This window comes from Photobacterium gaetbulicola, from assembly GCF_003025515.1.
In the GTDB taxonomy this organism is placed as follows: domain Bacteria; phylum Pseudomonadota; class Gammaproteobacteria; order Enterobacterales; family Vibrionaceae; genus Photobacterium; species Photobacterium gaetbulicola.
On record NZ_PYME01000012.1, the window covers coordinates 56,603 to 75,560 of the forward strand.

General features: G+C 45.4%; 19 protein-coding genes. 8 read left to right on the plus strand and 11 right to left on the minus strand.

The annotated features are described in order from the left end of the window. Nucleotides 1-77: 77 nt before the first annotated feature. Entirely contained in the window at nt 78-1,310 is a 1,233-nt protein-coding gene (gene pepT / locus C9J03_RS12195) for a peptidase T (RefSeq protein ID WP_044623368.1), read from the minus strand. Nucleotides 1,311-1,726: 416 nt separating this feature from the next. Here pepT and C9J03_RS12200 point away from each other — a divergent pair, with 416 nt between their 5' ends. After that, nucleotides 1,727-2,128, plus strand: coding sequence for a hypothetical protein (locus tag C9J03_RS12200; RefSeq protein ID WP_039461245.1), 402 nt, complete (start codon nt 1,727-1,729; stop codon nt 2,126-2,128). A gap of 68 nt (nt 2,129-2,196) precedes the next feature. Here the strand turns inward: C9J03_RS12200 and C9J03_RS12205 are convergent, their stop codons facing one another. Genes C9J03_RS12205 through C9J03_RS12215 form a run of 3 tightly spaced genes read right to left on the minus strand, consistent with a single transcriptional unit; the run spans nt 2,197 to nt 5,589 of the window. Further along, nucleotides 2,197-3,441, minus strand: coding sequence for an ABC transporter substrate-binding protein (locus C9J03_RS12205; protein ID WP_044623369.1), 1,245 nt, complete (start codon nt 3,439-3,441; stop codon nt 2,197-2,199). After that, a complete protein-coding gene (locus C9J03_RS12210) occupies nt 3,438-4,877 on the minus strand; it encodes an ATP-binding protein (protein WP_044623370.1) in 1,440 nt (479 codons plus the stop codon). The genes C9J03_RS12205 and C9J03_RS12210 overlap by 4 nt, the downstream gene beginning before the upstream one ends. 7 nt (nt 4,878-4,884) lie before the next feature. Then, nucleotides 4,885-5,589: a response regulator transcription factor gene (locus tag C9J03_RS12215; protein WP_044623371.1), complete on the minus strand. Its 705-nt coding sequence runs from the start codon at nt 5,587-5,589 to the stop codon at nt 4,885-4,887. A gap of 278 nt (nt 5,590-5,867) precedes the next feature. Here C9J03_RS12215 and C9J03_RS12220 point away from each other — a divergent pair, with 278 nt between their 5' ends. After that, nucleotides 5,868-6,791, plus strand: a complete 924-nt coding sequence (locus C9J03_RS12220; RefSeq protein WP_044623372.1) for a PIG-L family deacetylase — start codon at nt 5,868-5,870, stop codon at nt 6,789-6,791. A gap of 83 nt (nt 6,792-6,874) precedes the next feature. Here C9J03_RS12220 and C9J03_RS12225 read toward each other — a convergent pair whose 3' ends face one another. Genes C9J03_RS12225 through C9J03_RS12235 form a run of 3 tightly spaced genes read right to left on the minus strand, consistent with a single transcriptional unit; the run spans nt 6,875 to nt 9,072 of the window. Continuing rightward, entirely contained in the window at nt 6,875-7,483 is a 609-nt protein-coding gene (locus C9J03_RS12225) for a DUF2987 domain-containing protein (RefSeq protein ID WP_044623373.1), read from the minus strand. A gap of 3 nt (nt 7,484-7,486) precedes the next feature. Next, entirely contained in the window at nt 7,487-8,275 is a 789-nt protein-coding gene (locus C9J03_RS12230; RefSeq protein WP_082008526.1) for a glucosaminidase domain-containing protein, read from the minus strand. After that, nucleotides 8,272-9,072: a DUF2189 domain-containing protein gene (locus C9J03_RS12235; protein WP_039461258.1), complete on the minus strand. Its 801-nt coding sequence runs from the start codon at nt 9,070-9,072 to the stop codon at nt 8,272-8,274. Before C9J03_RS12235 ends, C9J03_RS12230 begins: the two co-directional genes overlap by 4 nt. A gap of 387 nt (nt 9,073-9,459) precedes the next feature. On the opposite strand from C9J03_RS12235, the gene potA reads away from it, so the two are divergent. The 5 genes from potA (at nt 9,460) to C9J03_RS12260 (ending at nt 14,723) form a co-directional block, all read left to right on the plus strand. Continuing rightward, complete coding sequence (potA, locus tag C9J03_RS12240) at nt 9,460-10,578, plus strand: spermidine/putrescine ABC transporter ATP-binding protein PotA (protein WP_044624495.1); 1,119 nt, start codon at nt 9,460-9,462, stop codon at nt 10,576-10,578. After that, nucleotides 10,562-11,419, plus strand: coding sequence for a spermidine/putrescine ABC transporter permease PotB (gene potB / locus C9J03_RS12245; RefSeq protein ID WP_044623374.1), 858 nt, complete (start codon nt 10,562-10,564; stop codon nt 11,417-11,419). Before potA ends, potB begins: the two co-directional genes overlap by 17 nt. Beyond that, a complete protein-coding gene (gene potC / locus C9J03_RS12250) occupies nt 11,419-12,189 on the plus strand; it encodes a spermidine/putrescine ABC transporter permease PotC (protein WP_039461261.1) in 771 nt (256 codons plus the stop codon). The genes potB and potC overlap by 1 nt, the downstream gene beginning before the upstream one ends. 109 nt (nt 12,190-12,298) lie before the next feature. Next, on the plus strand, nt 12,299-13,330 hold the full coding sequence (locus tag C9J03_RS12255) for an extracellular solute-binding protein (protein WP_039461262.1): 1,032 nt from the start codon (nt 12,299-12,301) through the stop codon (nt 13,328-13,330). Nucleotides 13,331-13,679: 349 nt separating this feature from the next. Then, a complete protein-coding gene (locus tag C9J03_RS12260; protein ID WP_044623375.1) occupies nt 13,680-14,723 on the plus strand; it encodes an extracellular solute-binding protein in 1,044 nt (347 codons plus the stop codon). Nucleotides 14,724-14,753: 30 nt separating this feature from the next. Here the strand turns inward: C9J03_RS12260 and C9J03_RS12265 are convergent, their stop codons facing one another. Further along, entirely contained in the window at nt 14,754-15,659 is a 906-nt protein-coding gene (locus C9J03_RS12265) for a LysR family transcriptional regulator (protein ID WP_044623376.1), read from the minus strand. An 87-nt stretch (nt 15,660-15,746) separates the two neighbouring features. On the opposite strand from C9J03_RS12265, the gene C9J03_RS12270 reads away from it, so the two are divergent. After that, entirely contained in the window at nt 15,747-16,184 is a 438-nt protein-coding gene (locus C9J03_RS12270) for a PACE efflux transporter (protein ID WP_044623377.1), read from the plus strand. Between the two features lie 82 nt (nt 16,185-16,266). Here C9J03_RS12270 and cobB read toward each other — a convergent pair whose 3' ends face one another. The 3 genes from cobB to fdh3B all read right to left on the minus strand — a co-directional run bounded on the left by cobB (nt 16,267) and on the right by fdh3B (nt 18,953). Beyond that, entirely contained in the window at nt 16,267-16,977 is a 711-nt protein-coding gene (gene cobB / locus C9J03_RS12275) for a Sir2 family NAD+-dependent deacetylase (RefSeq protein ID WP_044623378.1), read from the minus strand. Nucleotides 16,978-17,159: 182 nt separating this feature from the next. Beyond that, the gene (locus C9J03_RS12280) at nt 17,160-18,236 is read right to left on the minus strand and encodes a formate dehydrogenase subunit gamma (RefSeq protein WP_044623379.1); all 1,077 of its coding nucleotides are present in this window, start codon (nt 18,234-18,236) and stop codon (nt 17,160-17,162) included. A gap of 99 nt (nt 18,237-18,335) precedes the next feature. Further along, nucleotides 18,336-18,953 (minus strand): formate dehydrogenase FDH3 subunit beta, encoded by a 618-nt coding sequence (fdh3B, locus tag C9J03_RS12285; RefSeq protein ID WP_039461271.1) that lies wholly within the window; start codon nt 18,951-18,953, stop codon nt 18,336-18,338. Nucleotides 18,954-18,958 lie beyond the last annotated feature (5 nt).

Below are 18,958 nucleotides of genomic sequence, written 5' to 3' on the forward strand. Positions count from 1 at the left end.
ATTAGTGGTCAAGCGATAGCTAAAAAATACCCAGCGAATGCTGGGTATCTCATTGAACTACTGTAGCGGGTTAGCAATTAGGATTGCTGGTACTTTGCCGTGTTCTCGGCAATCTTCACAATCACTTTTACGGCTTGTTCCATACCTTCAATCGTGATGAACTCGTGAATACCATGGAAGTTATAACCGCCAGTAAAGATGTTTGGACAAGGTAACCCCATAAACGACAGGCGAGCGCCGTCTGTACCACCTCGGATCGGCTTGATTTCAGGTTTTACATCACACTCAATCATGGCCTGTTTCGCCAGTTCGATAATGTGTGGATGAGGCTCAACCATTTCGCGCATATTGTTGTAGCAGTCAGTTAGAACCAACTCGACACGACCTTTGGTTAGCTTACTGTTAAGCTCGTCTACTTTAGCCTGCATGAAGGCTTTGCGGTGCTCCAACCCTTCACGGTCAAAGTCGCGAATAATATAGCCAAGTTCAGTGCGTGCGACGGAAGGCTCCATTGATTTGAGGTGATAAAAGCCCTCGTAGCCCTCGGTACACTCAGGGGTTTCCTCTGCTGGCATCATCAGCTGGAACTGCGCCGCGATATTCATGGCATTGACCATCTTATTCTTGGCTGTCCCTGGGTGGACATTGACACCATGGCAGATCACATCAGCCGACGTCGCATTAAAGTTTTCATACTCCAGCTCACCGACAGGACCGCCATCAATGGTATAAGCCCATTTTGCACCGAACTTTTCAACATCAAACAAGTTTGCACCGCGGCCAATTTCCTCATCCGGCGTGAAGCCGATGCAAATGTCGCCATGTTCAATTTCAGGGTTAGCCTTTAAATAAGCAACGGCAGTGATGATTTCCGCAATACCCGCTTTGTTGTCCGCACCAAGCAATGTCGTCCCGTCAGTTGTGATCAGGTTGTGGCCATGAAGCTTGTTAAGATCTGGGTACTGGATTGGCGACAACACTTCATCACCAATACCTAGCGCGATATCTCCACCTTGATAGTTTTCAACAATCTGAGGTTTCACATCTTTGCCAGAGGCATCAGGGGCAGTATCCATGTGAGCAATAAAGCCAATTGTCGGCACCTCATGGCTAACATTTGATGGCAGACGGGCTGTCAGATAACCATTGTCATCCAGTGTGACATCTGAAAGACCAAGTTCAACTAGCTCCTCTTTCAGTTGCTGAGCTAATACACGCTGCCCCTCAGTACTTGGGCAGTGGGCATTGGCAGGGTTTGATTGAGTTTCAAAGCTCACGTAACGTAAAAAACGCTCAATTAAGTTATCCATGTCCCACTCATTTTGTTCAACTAAGTAATATGGGCACCAAGTATCCAGATGGGAGCAGTTAAATGAATTGCGATGAATCAGTTTTTTGTTCATTAAATGAAGATAAGCCGGTGCGCTGACCAATTTTTTTAGCGCAAATCACAGTGATACTAGCATTTTTGATTAATACCCCTCAGTATGAGTGTGACCGTCGCGCACAAAAAAAATTTTTCACGGCATGAAGGACAGTGAACGAGAACTTCGATATTGCCTGATCAATTGCTCGGTGTAGCCGAAGATAAAGTGTGTGGAAATGTAAAAGGTTGATCGTTCACTATAGAACTCACATCTTATTTGGCTGCCATTCAGTATGTGTGACATCGGTGGAAAATATTTTCTTAAATAGTGCATAAGATGGCTTTAACCAAGGAGGTCTTATGCTTACTAAACTCTTTCTACCGCATGAACCGATTGAAAAGACTCTGGATGTTCAGATACCCGTAATCAACGATAATATTCCCGCCAAGTTAAAATTGAGATATCGAAAAGGTCAACTAAAAGCGAACTTGCACTTCTGCAATAAAGACGGTAACGAAAAGCTTGATTTGTTCTATCCTCGCATAGCGTCTGAATTCAAACGGCAAGCTCAACTTAACTTTTCCCAATGTTGTCACTCTCGTTACTTACCCAATTCTCTTTTAACTTCTCAAGTCTCGAAATGGTGCAATGACCACGCCAAACTGTACATCTCCTACGAAACCCCCAATGGCTTGAAGGTAACAGAACACCAGAAAGGGGGGATTAGAATTAAAGCAAAGGATCGCGATTTAACAATATAGTCCAGCCCTCTTTGTTCTAACAATAAAACCCGGCATGCAAGCCGGGTTTTATCTGTTTCCAATACCACTCACAAACTTATGTTGCTCGCCCCCATGCTTTGCATATGCAAAATGACATCCTCCGGCCTGATTGAGGGGTCATTGAAGAAGCGGAACAATTCATTAGCCGCCGCCTTTTCGATGACCGGGCTAACGGCCATCGAATCAATCATACTCGGTACTAGATTGCCCTGCTTTTCTGCCAATAGGAAATCCTTATAAGCATCAATAGCACATGAACTAAAGCCTGACAAAGACGCGTTATGATAAGGCGGCACTGACCCTTTCTGTTTGTTAAAAGACGATATGAGCTCGGGGGTTGATACTGATTTTGCAACCTGATTCGCCACCTCCGCCTTGAGATGCGGGCTCTTAAACAGTACCAAGCTATCCATATTATAAATAAACCCGGGATGATGAGCTGGCGTGGGATAACAACCAATCTTTTCTGGGAATTGACCGTTCAACGCCATCAGATCACCGGCTACCCAATCTCCAGTGATTTGAAAAGCCCGGCTCCCCTCGAGCAATTGCCGGGTTGCCGAATCCCAGGTTTGCTTGGTAAGATAAGGTAATACTAGCGAACTAATCTGCCGAAATAAGTGCAACGCTTCCAATGTGGTCTGGCTGGAAAGCGCCTCGGCGTCCAGTTCAATATAGGCTTTTTTGTAGTATTGCGCGCCTCCTAAGCCAAAAGCAATATTCTCAAACAACTGAACAATCTGCCATGGCTCATTCCCAATAGCCAGTGGCGCAACCCCGCGCTCCTGTAGTTGCGAAAATACCTCGATTACCTGCTCCCACGTTTCCGGGATAGCGAGCTGATAACGCTCCAGCACGTCATGGTTTACCCACATCCAATTGAGGCGATGGAGGGTTACAGGAATGGCAACATATTCACCGTTATAGCGGTGTATTTCACGGGCAACCTTAAACAAATTCTCGTCCCACGAGTGTTGTTGAGCCGCATCGTTGATGTTGTGCAAAAAACCAAGTGCTGCCCACGACTTAATCGACGGGCCCTCAAGTTGCGCGACATCCGGTGGGTTGCCGGCAATTGCTCGAGCCTGGAGGATTGACTTAGCAATTTTCCCGCCTCCTCCCTCAACAGGAACACTCAAGACGTTAAACCCATTCATTACCAGCTCTTGTTTGATAACCTGGACGGAATTGACCTCACCTTCAGAAGTCCACCAATGGAGGAATTGCAGATCCTGAGCGGCGTGAGCTGAAAAAATAGAAGTGATAAGTCCTGCAATTAAAACCTTTTTCATACGTCTCTCGATAAAAATAATTCTACTATCAGCCCCCTCTCCGGGTGGTTATTCAGTATCAAGTCGCCACCATGAGAACGTGCAATACTTCTTGAAATCGTTAACCCGAGGCCAGATCCGTCGACGTCTTGATCTCCGGTTCTGAAGTAAGGCTCAAAAACCTTTTCCAGCAATTTGTTTTCAATCCCAGGCCCATAGTCTCGTATGGTGATCACAAGGTATGATGCTGAATTCAAGACCGAAATATCCACCTTTTCACCATACAAAACCGCATTATCAACCAGGTTATAAATTGAACGCTTTATCGCGACCGGTTTGCCGACGTAGTGAGTGTCCGGGATGTGTTCAAGAGACACCGTTGGCTTATGACGGTTATAATAGTCGGCACACTGCACTAAGAGGCTGGCGATGTCGATTGTCTCAGGCTCTTCATGAATGTCGGTTTCGCGAATACACTGCAAGGCCCCTTTTAGCAGCAACTCGAATTCGTTGAGCAGCTTTTCAAACCGCAACCTTGTCTGCTCATCATCGAGCATTTCAGTCCGCAATTTGAGGCAGGCAAGTGGCGTTTTCAAATCATGGGATATCGCACTGAATAGCATTTCTCGGTCACGGATATATGATCGCACTCTCCTGTTCATTTTGTTAAAGGCGTGAACCGTAGCCTTCATCTCTGAACTCCCTTCCTCTTTGATCTCTTTGACCACTAACTGAGAGCCCATCAGTGTGGCCGCCTTTGCCAATGATTTAATGGGGCGCAGCTCCTTTCGGACGATCCACGCAGTACAAAGCATCAATAGCACGGATGTAATACCAAGAAAAATAAACTGACGTTGCTCTATAAACGGTGTAGATAAACTCGAAAATGTCACGGGTAAAACCGAAGCGATATAAAACCATTCTTGCTCGGACATTTTGATTTGCATCACTAAAATAGGGAGATTTAACTCACCCAAAACCAAGCTGTACTTGGTCCAAATCTCCGGCAGTTCATTCAGCCTAATAGCAGAATTAAAAACCCGTATATCTTCTCTTTTCGTTAACGCAACATGAATTTCTTCAACCCCGGAAAGTGAAGACATCAGTTCCTGCTCCAGCTCTTGAATCAACCATGGTGTATAGCGAAAACTGGTAAGGGTATTATTAGGAATATACTTATCATTGATAGAGATAAAGAAACGTGTTCCACCTGATTCTCGCAACTGGTTGAGAATTAGATGGCGATAGTTAACTGGGAGTGATTGAAAGTAACTGTAGGTATCTAATGCCCCCTCAGCAATACTCAAAGCAGTTTGTTTAATGCTTTCCTTTTTCTCTTCTTCATTGGCATGATACCAAATTGCTCCGGCGATTAATTCGGCAATGATAATGACTACTAATAATGTAGCCCCAACGCGAAATGTAATTGACTTAAAAAGTGGTGGAAGCTTATTCATTAATTATCTATGACTCAAAAAAGGTATCAACAGCCAACATGTATCCTTTATTTCTGACAGTCAGGATAATTGAACGATCATGATCATGAAGGTGTTTCCGAAGCCTACTCATTTGCACATCTATCCCCCGTTCCATTGGCTCAGCATCTCTTCCCCACACCCACTGGGCGATTTCATCCCGACTGAAAATCTTATTCGGGTTCTGCACGAATAAGCTCAACAAAGAAAAGTCTGCACCAGAAAGCTGGACTGTTTCGCCATCAGCATGGACCAGCCGCCTTTTGACCGTATCGAAAGTCCAATTTAAAAATCCAACCCTCCGGCTGAATAACGTACCGCTATTGAATTCACTGCGACGTAATAGTGCTTTGATTCGTGCTAATAACTCCCTAGGGCTGAATGTTTTAGTAATATAATCATCGGCCCCGACTTCCAATCCCGTAATGCGATCGACTTCATCACATACCGCTGTCAGCATTATAATGGGGACATGTGATTTTAAGCGTATTTTACTGCATAGTGTAAAGCCATCTTCACCGGGAAGCATTATATCCAGTACAATAAGATGCGGTTCATTAATAGCTATTTGTTGCCACATTTCATCACCATCAGATGCTGTAACAACGTTAAACCCTGAACGACTTAAATATTCGCTGAGCGCATCTCTAATTTCTTCACTATCATCCACAACAAGTATGTTTTTCTTGTCCATAAGAAACCCTGACAAATACAATCGAACTAGTTATATGTTTTATCAACAAACAGGGCAAGTTGTTTGTTGGTTAATTGGATCTACGTATTGTTTTAGCGCTTTTGTAAGAAAGCGCTTACAAATAAATAACTATAAATTACTTATCAAGCGAAATATATTGCTAGGATTGTCAGCAAATAAAAGCATGGCCGTTCATTTCATATTCTTGCAAGTTTCTTTGTAATGTTCGGCGTTTAAAGCAGTCACCTCATAGTTTGAAAACAATTAGGATGTGAAACATGAAGATAGGAAAAAGCCCGTTAAAAACAGCTGTTACTGTTCTTGCCCTTGCTATGGTACCGAGTGTTGTATCTGCCCAGACATATTCGACAATACCGGAGCAAAACCTCTACTTTTTAAGCCCCCACCCCGATGACATACTACTTACCTTTGGTGGACTCATCAGCAAATTAGCCAATGAAGGTAGTATAGAGCACAAAACCAATGTAACAGAGGTATTCTTTAGCCTGTCAAACTACTCTACTAATCATCTGGATATCTTAACCAATAAACGGGTGCTTGATATAACGAAAATGCGCTTTAATGAAGATTTTAGCGCCCACACTGAAATGTTCGGCAGCTGGAATAACTTCCGTTATAAAACAGCCGGGTTCTACGATGCGCCATTGCGATTATATGAAGGATCACCGACGGCTGGTGGAGGGCCTGGTGGTACATTTTCTGATTTCAGGCAGGCTGAAATTGACGTCTACAACCGAATTGCTGCAGATATAACCCCGATACTCAAACAAGAAGATTGTGCAGCGTTTGTCCTACTCGCCAATGGTTCACACATTGATCATTTTGTAGTTCGTGAAGCGGTGATGAAAGCAGCACATGACTTGGGCAAAGATGCTCAGTGCCAGATTTATTTTGGAGAAGATCAGCCCTATACCGGAGCAAACCCCGACAAAGCACAAGATGAGCTTAACACCATTAAAGCTAGACTTCCGAACAATGCGATATCAAAAATAACCTACTGGTATGACAAGGACTACAAGTTAGAGTTATTTAAGAAATATTATCTCAGTCAGTATGATGTCGGCTATATTCCGCCGCTGGAAAGTGCAGAGTTTGAAAACATCTATAAGTGGGACAAGTCGACATATGGCGAACTGCAGAAACATCATTTGTGCAACTCTTCTTACTGCTCTCTAAACTAGCCGGGTAAATAAAAACCCGAGTGTATGTCACTCGGGTTTTATCCCCAAGTAACGTCAAGTCGCTTGAGGTATTCATTAAGTGGCTAGTGGCGCGGAATCCAAGGGGTGACCTTAACGGCTGGCCGATGAAATGTTATCGTCTCACCTTCAGCCAATGTCGATAACTCAATAACCTTGCTATCACCACTGCCAAAGTGCACGACAACCCCTTCGACATCAGGCATGAACCATCCCGAAAACATTCCACCGAGATCTGACAAAATCTGGTTCATCTGAGGAACAAGCTTGGCAACATCGGCTTGCTGGATTGAGGTGCCGTAATCTTGCTTAGCAATGACTTGCATCGAAACATCACAGGTAATGCCATCGTCAATGACATAGGTAACGTCTGGGTTGGCCTGGCGCAAATTACTATCAATTGGCACCGTCAGCTCATTGTTTGCCGGGATCACTAACTCTTCATAATGCTCATCTTTGCGCATCGATCCCTTGTGGATTTGACAGACACTGCCATCCTGCTGATTGAGAAGGAACAGTGCCAATTTGACATCATCATGTCCTTCTTTGATATTTTGTTTGAGCTTGCTGTAAAGTGTGCTGTAACGCATCTCAACGTTTTGTGCCGATGCGTCATGAGCATAGAGCGAAGTGCTGGCAAACAAGCCTGCGACTAGCCAATGGGTTAACTTCATCCTTTATCCTTGGCGCCAGTATTGATTGTTATGCTTGATCATGGCTTGAATTTCATCAACATATGCATGACCACGCTCTGAATAACGGCTTAGTCCTTCTGCCAGTTTCGTACCTTCAACGACTTCACCGGCCTTGCGCTGTGCAGAGCGAATATCACGCAAGTCTTGGTAGGCACGATTGGTATTCACGTTCATGAAGTAGGCTTGCACTGATAAATACGGTGATGCGAATACCGCCACTTCATGGCTCGCTCCTTCATTCCGTGCATTAGGAACCAAGCCGCAGCCTTTACGATAACACCATTGGCCAAAATAGTTGTTGCCTTCGATTGCAAAGCGTGAGGTACCCCATCCTGATTCATTTGCCGCCTGGCTAAGGACAAGCGACTCGGGAAGGACGTCAACACGCTCCAGCATAGCCGCGAGCCAATCGGCGGTAATCATATTACCGTCAAGCGGAAGCTTGTAGGCGTCAGCGAGCTTTTGGGCATAGGCATATTGATCCCGAGAAAGCGATTTACCGGTATTCACTGAAGATAAAACCGACTCGAGGAACTGACGCTCTTCTGTTATCCGTTGATTCTCGTGTTCAACGGCAGGGCGAAGAAAGTCGAAGAAGGCCGCTTTCTTCAGAGTAACGTCGGTGATTTGGGAAAAGTCTGGCTTGGCATTTTGTGAAGAGGCCGAGGCGGCCTCATCACTGGAGCTTTGGAATGGGATTTCGCCACATGCTGTCAATCCACTGACTAATGCAAGAATGGCAACTTTACTGGTTGTTATATTTTTTATCACGCGTCAAAAACCTTTGGATCCCCCTGCTGGTTTTGGTCGTTATCATTTTGTCCTTTCTGAACTGTCGTAACATGCAGCGAGACACCAAAAAGATTGCGGTAGATAATGGCTTTCACATTAAAGAAGAATGGGATCGTCCAAATTAAACCGATACCAGCAGTGGCAAATGAAATAATAAACATCGTTAGGATGACAATAAAAATAGCTGTCATCGGCAGTAGTTTACGCAAAGTTGCCACGAGTGAAAACTGAATTGCTTTCAGTGGTGATAAACGTTTTTCGCAAACCAGCATAATTGCCATGCTAAAGCCCATCGAAAGCAGCATACCGAAAATAGGGAAAATCGCATTGGCGATACCCTGTAACGAAGCGCTGAGCAGCACCGTGATAACTGAAACCAGGGCGAAAGGAAACCCCTTGACCAAGTAGCTTGGTTTACTTGGCAGACCAACTGCATGGTTCAATGCCATCAAGCTAACGCCCGCCAACAGAGGAGCACTTAATACATCCGACCAGAAATTTGCCATATAACCCGCCTCAATGACCGAGGCAGACATCTCGCCGCCAGTTATAACGGCATCGAAAAACACCGCAGCACTTCCAAGTTGCACTTGAAGGCCCAGCAGAAGCAGCGCAACTTGTGCCAGAAACAAACCAATAACCGCTGGCAAGAAAGTCAGAAAATTCTTGGCTGTGATCTTCCAGGCTTCTTGAAGCACAGACAGTGACTGAAGATCACTCTCACCTTTCAACGCTCTTTCGATTGAGCCGCCAACTTGGAATGTTTTGTTATTCATTTGTATTTCACTAAATATTACACACTAGGCCCGTGATTGTACGCTAGTTAGGCCCGATAGAGAAACTTTGCGACAAAAAGCTGCTTTTCCGTCCAGAGTGTGACTTTGGGGGGCGAATTAGCTAGTCAGTCTGAATACACTATGATTAATAGATTACGCCTACGGAATGCATATGCTTATGCCTTGATTTTAAAGTAAATTTCATTCGGGTACAGACACTGCATCCAAGCTGTTATTAAACAGATGTTCGCTAGTATGAAAATAGTCTAAGAAATTGGAAAAAAACGCTTTGAATTACGCGTTTACGGGACTATTATGCGCCCCCTAAATTCAACCTAATAGTTGGGGGGATTATCTATGAAACCCCTGGGTGGAGATCTTGTAGAATTGAACGCTGCAGAAACAACTAAAGCACCAGTGATTCAGCTTAAAGGGCTGGGCAAAAGCTTCGATGGCAAGCAAATTATCACTGGTCTCGATCTGAATGTGAACGATGGTGAATTCCTTACCATCCTTGGCCCTTCTGGCTGTGGTAAAACAACTGTTCTTCGACTAATCGCCGGCTTTGAAAATGCCGATGCGGGACAGATTGTTATTGCCGGCAAAGACGTAACAGGTATTCCAGCGGAACAACGCAACGTAAATACTGTATTTCAGAGTTATGCTCTTTTCCCGCATATGACAGTCTTTGACAATGTTGCTTTCGGCCTGCGTATGCAGAAAGTCGCTGAGAGTGAGATTGAGCCTCGCGTAATGGAAGCGCTGCGTATGGTGCAACTAGAGAAGTTTGCCCCTCGTAAGCCTCACCAGCTTTCTGGTGGTCAGCAGCAGCGGGTTGCAATCGCACGAGCGGTAGTGAACAAGCCAAAAGTATTGTTGTTGGACGAATCCCTGTCTGCGTTGGACTACAAACTTCGCAAACAGATGCAGATCGAGCTGAAACAGCTGCAGCGTAAACTGGGTATTACCTTCATTTTCGTTACCCACGATCAGGAAGAAGCCCTTTCAATGTCAGACCGTATCATTGTTATGCGCTCTGGTAATGTTGAGCAAGATGGCTCTCCTCGTGAAATTTACGAAGAGCCAGAGAACCTATTTGTCGCGCGTTTCATTGGCGAAATCAACGTGTTTGATGCGGTCGTCAAAGAGCGCTTGGATGAAACCCGTGTATTGGCAAATGTTGAAGGCCGCCCTTCAATGATCCACTGCAAGCTGCCAGTTAGCCCGGGTGACAAAGTTAAAGTATTGCTGCGACCTGAAGATATTCGTCTGGAAGAAATCAACAATGGTGACGAAGCACAAGGCATCATTGGTTATATCCGTGAACGTACCTATAAAGGTATGACGCTTGACTCTGTGGTCGAGCTGGAGACGGGCACGTCTGTCATGGTAAGTGAATTCTTCAACGAAGATGATCCTGATGTGGACCACTCTCTGGATCAAAAAGTTGCGGTTACTTGGGTTGAAAGCTGGGAAGTGGTGCTAGCAGATGAACAAGAAGCTTAATCTTCAAAACATCATCATAACCGTCATTGTTGGTTGGCTATTGCTGTTTGTATTTATTCCCAACCTGATGATCATCGGCACCAGTTTTCTGACCCGAGATGATGCAAACCTGATTGAAATGACCTTCACATTGGACAACTACATCCGGTTGTTTGATCCGCTTTATGCCAAGGTCATGATGCATTCGTTCTATATGGCGCTGGTGGCTACCCTGCTGTGCTTGGTAATTGGCTACCCGTTTGCCTATGCGATTGCAAAGATGCCTGAAAAATGGCGTCCGTTTATGCTGTTTTTGGTGATTGTACCGTTCTGGACCAACTCACTGATCCGTACTTACGGTTTGAAGATCATGCTGGGAACCCGCGGGATTTTAAACAATACCCTGCTCTACCTGGATATTATCGATAAACCGCTGCGAATCATGTACACCGAATACGCGGTGATGGTTGGCCTGGTCTACATTCTCCTGCCATTTATGGTGCTACCGCTGTATTCGGCAATTGAGAAGCTCGACCACAATTATATTGAAGCTGCCCGTGATTTGGGTGCGAACAAGTTCCAGACATTCGTAAAAGTGATTGTTCCACTGACCATGCCAGGCATCATTGCAGGCTGCCTCCTGGTGCTCTTGCCAGCACTCGGGATGTTCTATGTGTCCGACCTACTCGGTGGAGCAAAGAACCTGCTGATCGGTAACGTGATTAAGAGCCAGGTCTTGAACGCTCGCGATTGGCCGTTCGGTGCAGCAACCAGTATTGCATTGACTATCGCGATGGCAGTCATGCTGTACGCCTACTACCGGGCAGGCAAACTGCTTAACCGTAAAGTGGAGCTTGAATAATGGGACGCGCATTTAAATTCAGTTTTATGACTGTGGTGTATGCCTTCCTATATACACCAATCATTATCCTGATTGTTAACTCATTCAATGCCAGCAAATTCGGCATGAAATGGGGAGGTTTTACCACCAAGTGGTATCACCAGCTGGTAAACAACGACAGCTTGATGCAGGCGGCATGGCATTCGCTGAACATTGCCGTGTTCTCGGCAACGGCAGCGGCGATTATTGGTAGTTTGACGGCGGTTGCCCTCTTCCGCTACCAGTTCCGCGGCAAACATTTTGTCAACGGCATGCTGTTCGTGGTGATGATGTCACCAGACATCGTAATGGCAATCTCGCTGCTGGCGCTGTTTATCTTGGTTGGCGCGGAGCTTGGCTTCCTCACCTTGCTGCTTTCGCACATTACATTCTGCCTGCCATTCGTGGTGGTAACGGTTTACAGCCGCTTGAAAGGGTTTGATGTGAAAATGCTGGAAGCTGCACGTGATTTGGGCGCAAGCGAATGGGTCATCCTAAAGCAGATTATCCTGCCGCTAGCCAAGCCTGCGGTTGCCGCTGGTTGGTTGCTAAGCTTCACCCTGTCGCTGGATGACGTCATTGTCAGTTCATTTGTAACAGGTCCGAGTTACGAAATTTTGCCTTTGAAGATTTACTCCATGGTTAAAGTGGGTATTTCACCAGAAGTGAACGCATTGGCTACAATTATGCTAATTGTGTCTCTGATCCTAGTTGTCAGTTCTCAACTGCTGGCACGGGAGAAGATAAAATAAGGCTTGCAACACCGCTTTAAATTTGGCTTCAGCCAAAGAACGAGCAAGTGGCTTTCGGGCCACTTGTTTTGTATTAACACCCTAAAAGGGTTTTGGAGATGATAATCTAATGAAAAAATGGTCCGCTTTTCTAGCCGGTACTGCATGCGCTGCAGCAATGTTTACTCATGTTGCCAATGCGGCAGACAAGGAATTAGTCTTTATGAACTGGGGTCCGTACATTTCTACGGAGCTACGCGAACAGTTCACGAAAGAAACTGGTATTAAAGTGATTTATTCGACTTACGAGTCGAACGAGACTATGTACGCTAAGTTAAAAGCCCACCCCCAAGGTTACGACCTGGTTGTGCCGTCAACTTACTTCGTTGCTAAAATGCGCGATGAAGGCATGTTACAGAAAATCGATAAATCAAAGCTAACCAACTTCAAAGAGCTTGATAAGAATTATCTGGATAAGCCTTTTGACCCAAACAACGACTACTCGATCCCACACGTTATCGCAATGACAGGCTTGGCAGTCAACACTGACATGTACGACCCTGCTGATTTCGATAGTTGGGCGGACCTTTGGAATCCTGAGCTTGAAGGCCAACTGATGCTTATGGATGATACGCGCGAAGTATTCCACATTGCTCTGCGTAAATTAGGTTACTCTGGTAACACCACCGATCCAAAACAGATCGATGAAGCTTACGAAGAACTGAAAAAACTGATGCCAAATGTTTTGGTGTTCAACTCCGACAACCCTGCCGCTCCTTACCTTGCAGGTGAAGTTGGCCTGGGTATGCTCTGGAATGGCTCAGCTGCCGCAGCCCAGAAAGAAGGCTTGCCAATTGAGCTCATTTGGCCAAAAGAAGGCGGTATTTTCTGGGTTGATAGCCTAGCTATTGCTAAGAATGCCCAAAACGTTGAAGCCGCACACAAGATGATTGACTTCTTGTTGCGCCCTGATGTTGCCGCCAAGATTTCAGAAGAAACCGGCTACCTAACTGCCGTTGAGGCGTCGAACGCCAAATACAAAGACAACCCTACCCTATTCCCACCACAAGAAGATCTTGACCGTGGTGAGTGGCAGGATGCGGTCGGTGAAATGAACATCCGCTACGAGAATTACTTCCTGGAACTCAAAGCCGGCCAGTAATTCTTCAATCAAAATCAAAGGCAGCCAACTGGCTGCTTTTTTTATATCGAAACTATACAATTATCGGCTATTAATAGTTCATACAGTTATTAAGGTCAGATATTCCTTATCTTTACCATTCAATTCCCTGTTATAATATGTTGCTAAAATTGCTGTATTATCAGCGATTTTTTTAGCAAGTATATTACCCGATTTATTGGGTATATTTCCGATGTTTACCCCGTTAGGTAAACATACCGACAATTTGCAGGAGAAGCGGTAAGTACTTCACGGCGATGATTTTCATCCATAATTAGTACATTCGCTAGAGAACACTCTCAAAATCCCATTTAGTTTGGAGCATATAACAATGAAAAAATGGTCTTCTTTAATGGCCGGCGGTGTTTGCGCAATGGCAATGTTTTCTAACATGGCAACAGCTGCAGATAAAGAGCTTTATTTCTATAACTGGTCTGAATATATTCCATCAGAAGTTCTGGAACAGTTTACGAAAGAAACGGGTATTAAAGTGATTTATTCGACCTATGAGTCGAATGAAACCATGTACGCAAAGCTGAAAACCCATGGTGGCGGCTATGATCTAGTGGTTCCTTCAACCTACTACGTATCGAAAATGCGTGAAGAAAATATGCTGCAGAAAATCGACAAATCAAAGCTGAGCCACTTTGACGAAATCGATCCTAACTTCCTTCACAAGCCATTTGACCCAGAAAATGATTACTCTATCCCATACATCTGGGGGGCGACCGGTATCGGTGTCAACACAGATATGATGGACAAAGAAGAAGTTAGTAGCTGGGCCGATCTTTGGGACCCTAAATGGGAAGGCCAGTTGATGATGATGGATGACGCGCGTGAATTCTTTCACATCGCCCTACGTAAGCTTGGCTACTCTGCGAACACCAAAAATCCTGAAGAAATTAAAGCCGCGTACGAAGAACTTAAAAAACTGATGCCAAATGTATTGGTATTCAACTCTGACTACCCTGCAAACCCTTACATGGCTGGCGAAACCTCTCTTGGTATGCTGTGGAATGGCTCTGCTTACATGGCTCGTCAAGAAGGCGCACCAATTGATATTATCTGGCCAAAAGAAGGTGCGATCTTCTGGATGGACAGCATTTCTATCCCGGCCAATGCCAAGAATATCGATGCTGCCCACAAGATGATCGACTTCCTACTTCGTCCTGAGAACGCAGCGAAAATTGCGTTGGAAATCGGCTACCCAACCCCTGTGGCAACGGCAAAAGACAAGCTTCCAGCGGAGTTTGTTAACGACCCTAGCATCTACCCACCGCAAGAAGTGATGGATGCCGGTGAATGGCAAGACAGCGTAAATGGTGCAAACACCATCTATGAAGAGTACTATCAGAAGCTAAAAGCAGGTCAATAATCCCTTCTATTTGATATAGAAAACTCGGGCTCAGGCCCGAGTTTTTGTTTGGGTTATATCTTCTAGCAAGCCATTCATCGCGGTATTAAGCCACTTGACTGCCGGCCCAACGGCTTTTCCTTTCGGAGACACGCACTCAACCGGTGCCAGCCACTCTTTATGGTCAAACGTCACAGGCAGTATTTTCATTTTCCCTAACACCGCTCTTTGCCTCGCCTCATGGCTGGGAAGATACGTCCAACCCAAGCCTTTTTCGACGTACTTAATCAGCACATGGTGATCGTTCGTCCACCACTGATTAGACGAAATAGGTGGCATATAAGCCATCGATTTTCCGCTCTCACCTCGCACTATTAACTGGCGGTACGGAATCAAATCAGCAGGTGTGACACTGTCATGTTTCGATAGAGCATGGTCTGGGCACGCAACGGGGACAAATTGGATACTGCCGATGTAGCGAACATCCAACTCCTTGAAATATACCATGTCAGTCAGCATCACCCCCAAATCCCCTTTTCCGTTCAGCAAAAGGTTAGGGATATCAGTGCTACTGGCCAACATGGTCGTCAACGTTGTCGATGGAAAGCGCTGACTGAACTCATCAGCAATCGTACCGAGTTTGTCTATCAACAAGTTATCGTCAATTAGGATGGTGACCTCTGTCTCCTGGAAATCACTCAATGCCTTGGCCGCACTTTGCAATTCAAAACTCTGCTGCAAGGTTGCTTCGGCATACCTAAGCAAATGACGGCCTTGTTCTGTCAATGTCGGCTTGCGAGTAGAGCGATCGAACAGTTCGACATTCAAATCAATTTCTAAGTTTGCGATGCCCTGGCTCACTGCAGATTGGACTTTACCGAGTTGTCTGGCACAGGCCGAAAAAGAGCCGAGTTTAGCGGCTGTGACAAACATCTGGAGTTGATCAAGATTGTACATACTATCAGTAAAAGTGATGGTTACTAACTAGATTTAATCACAATTAAGGATATATTACACGCATAAAACAGCTCAGGAACATAGATAATGACTATTAAAGAACGTATTTTGCACACGGTACTATTTGAAGTATTTGCTCTTATGGTTTTGATGGGAGCAGCCACGATATTCACCAGGCATAACCCTGCTGTTGTCGGGGGGTTAAGTGTTGTAATGTCACTAATTGCAATGGCTTGGAACTATCTCTACAACGTGCTGTTCGATAAGTTTGCAGGAGAAGAGCGCCTAAATAGAACGATTAAAATGCGTATGCTACATGGCTTAGGTTTTGAGGGCGGGCTGATCTTTGTCACCATCCCGGTTCTAATGTGGATATTACAGCTCGATTTCTGGACGGTATTTATCTTGGATTTGGGAATAGTGATTTTCTTTTTACTGTACGCCATTATCTATAACTGGTTATATGATCATGCTAAAGCTAAGTTCTTCACTAAGCCATTACCTATCAAAGCCAGTATGTCCTAATACTGAGTCAATGAATCACTCACTCTTAAAAACGCCCGTGGAGTACGGGCGTTTTTATTGAAGATAATTGATACTTTATAATCTAACCGAGAATTTCATCAACAAAACGTGGTACCAGCATAGAAGCTGGGCCATAGCGCTTCTCGGCAAACTCACTCTCGACTTCACTGGGTTCCAGGTTCAATTCAATGGTATGTGCACCGTGCATAGCTGCTTCATGGACAAAACCAGCGGCAGGATATACAGCACCGGAAGTACCAATGGAAATGAATAGATCAGCTTCCATCAAAGCTTCATGGATCCTATCCATTCCAATTGGCATTTCACCAAACCAAACCACATTAGGTCTCATCGGGGCCGGCATTTGACAGCAATGGCAGTGATCATCAAGCGTAATATCTCCGCTCCACTCTACTGTTTGACCCGTTTCGCTACACTGCGCTTTCAGCAGTTCGCCATGCATATGAATAACGTTTTTGCTTCCGGCCATTTCATGCAAGTTATCAATATTCTGGGTGACGATAGTGACCTTACCGTCCAGCTCTTGCTCTAGCCTTGCTAAGGCTTTGTGAGCATCATTGGGAAATACCGCGCCGCTTTCAAGTTGCTGGCGACGCTGGTTATAAAAATTCTGTACCAGTGCCGGATCGCGGTAATACCCCTCTGGCGTTGCCACATCTTCAATATGGTGGTTTTCCCACAACCCATCTTGGTCACGGAAAGTTCGGATGCCGGACTCTGCAGAGATACCCGCTCCGGTAAGTACAACAATATTTCGATAAGGGAAAAGCATGGCCGCGTCCTTTCTTCTGTTCTCTTATAAGCTTTATACCATTGTTTTCATGTGGTTTTAAGTTTAACACCTACGACATTAGTCTAATTATAGACAACAAATACAAAGTTATAGTGCGTTAGGATGTAAAGCCATAAAAAAACCGGTAGAGTTGCTACCGGTTTTACCGCTATAGTCTGTCGTTAGACATTATCCTGAGTAGCACTGCCTTTATTGGCTGCCTCGACCTTATCATCGTAGCCCGGCTGATTTTCAGGCAAGTCTTTGACTTCTTCGTACCAGAGGTCATGGTGCTCTTTGGCCCATGTCTCATCCACTTCACCGGTGATCATGCCATCAAGACCGGCTTCCATACCGAACAAACCAATATAGATGTGGAAGATGAAACCACAGATCAGTACCAATGCCGATAACATATGCACTAAATGCGAAAGCTCCATATCCCGGCGGGTTTGCTCAAAGATCGGGAAATCGAGTACAAAACCACTCACTACAATGAAAGCACCAAAGAAAATCAGTAACCAAAAGATAGCTTTTTCACCACCGTTGGAAAATCCCGCTGACGGGTGACTGCCTTTGTGCTTACCAACCATGCCGCCCATTTTCATGAACCACTGCATATCAACTTTGTTGAAAATACTCTTACGCCACCACTTAACCAGTACCGCAACTAAGAAAAACGCAAACAATGGACCAATATAGTTATGGTATTGCTTGGCTGCATAAATCACCCAGCCCCACAACTCTGTAGGTACAATTGGCTTAATAAAGTACTTACCGTAGACCAAAGTCAAGCCACTGAAAGCCAGCGTTAGGAATGTAAACGCCAAACTCCAGTGCAGCGCCCTATCGAGTCGGCTCCAGCGTTTGATTTTACGCCCAGTCTTAGGCTTACTCAGCTTGAGTGGGCCAACAATAACATACGCCAACGACACCATCACCAAGCTACCAAAGATCGCCAGTGCGCCAAGTGGCGACATCCACTTCTCTTTCATAATGAACCAGGTCTGCCCCGGAACACTGATCAGCACACCATGCTCAGGTGACTTAGAGGTGGTATAGCCCTCTTGTCCATCCTTCACCGCTCGCCAATAGTCAGCACCGGCAAAGCCAATAACTTCATGCCTTACAACAGACTCGCCCAAGCGCTCAGTTTCAGAGTTAGCACCGGATTCATTACTAGCTGCCGCCGATAGTGAAAACATCAATACCAAAGCGGAGACCAGCAAAAAAAGCCAGTGTTGAATTCGCTTAGTCATATTACTCCCGACTGTTAATTCAACAGTTATGTTCAGATCTCTTTACCCAGAGGCAACCTCCGATAATGAGATTACCTCTCGTATTTTTCGGCGACTTAGTTATGCCTTGCGTACTTTCGCGGCATCGTAAGCTAGGTCGTCAGTACTTGCCCAACCCGCTTCTTTTGCCCCACGCGCAACGACACGCTCACGATAGATATCAGAGATTTTCGCTGCATCACCAGCCAGCAGTGCCTTGGTTGAACATAGCGAAGCACACATTGGCAGCTTGCCTTCAGCAATACGGTTCGCTCCGTATTTCTGCTTCTCTTCTATCGAACCTGTCTCTACATTCGGGCCACCGGCGCAGAAGGTACACTTGTCCATCTTGCCACGTTCAGCAAATGCCGTTTGCTTAGGGAACTGCGGTGCACCAAACGGGCAAGCAAACAAGCAGTAGCCACAGCCAATACAGAGATCTTTGTCATGCAAAACAATGCCGTCTTCGGTCTGTACAAAACAATCGGCCGGACACACCGCCATACATGGCGCATCGCTACAATGCATGCAGGCCACCGAAATAGAGTTTTCGTTCGGCAACCCGTCATTGAGCGTTACCACACGACGGCGTTGGATTCCCCACTCCAGCGCATCATCATTTTCATTTTTACAGGCCGTCACACAACCGTTGCATTCGATACAACGTTTAGAGTCACAAAGAAATTTCATACGTGCCATCAGAA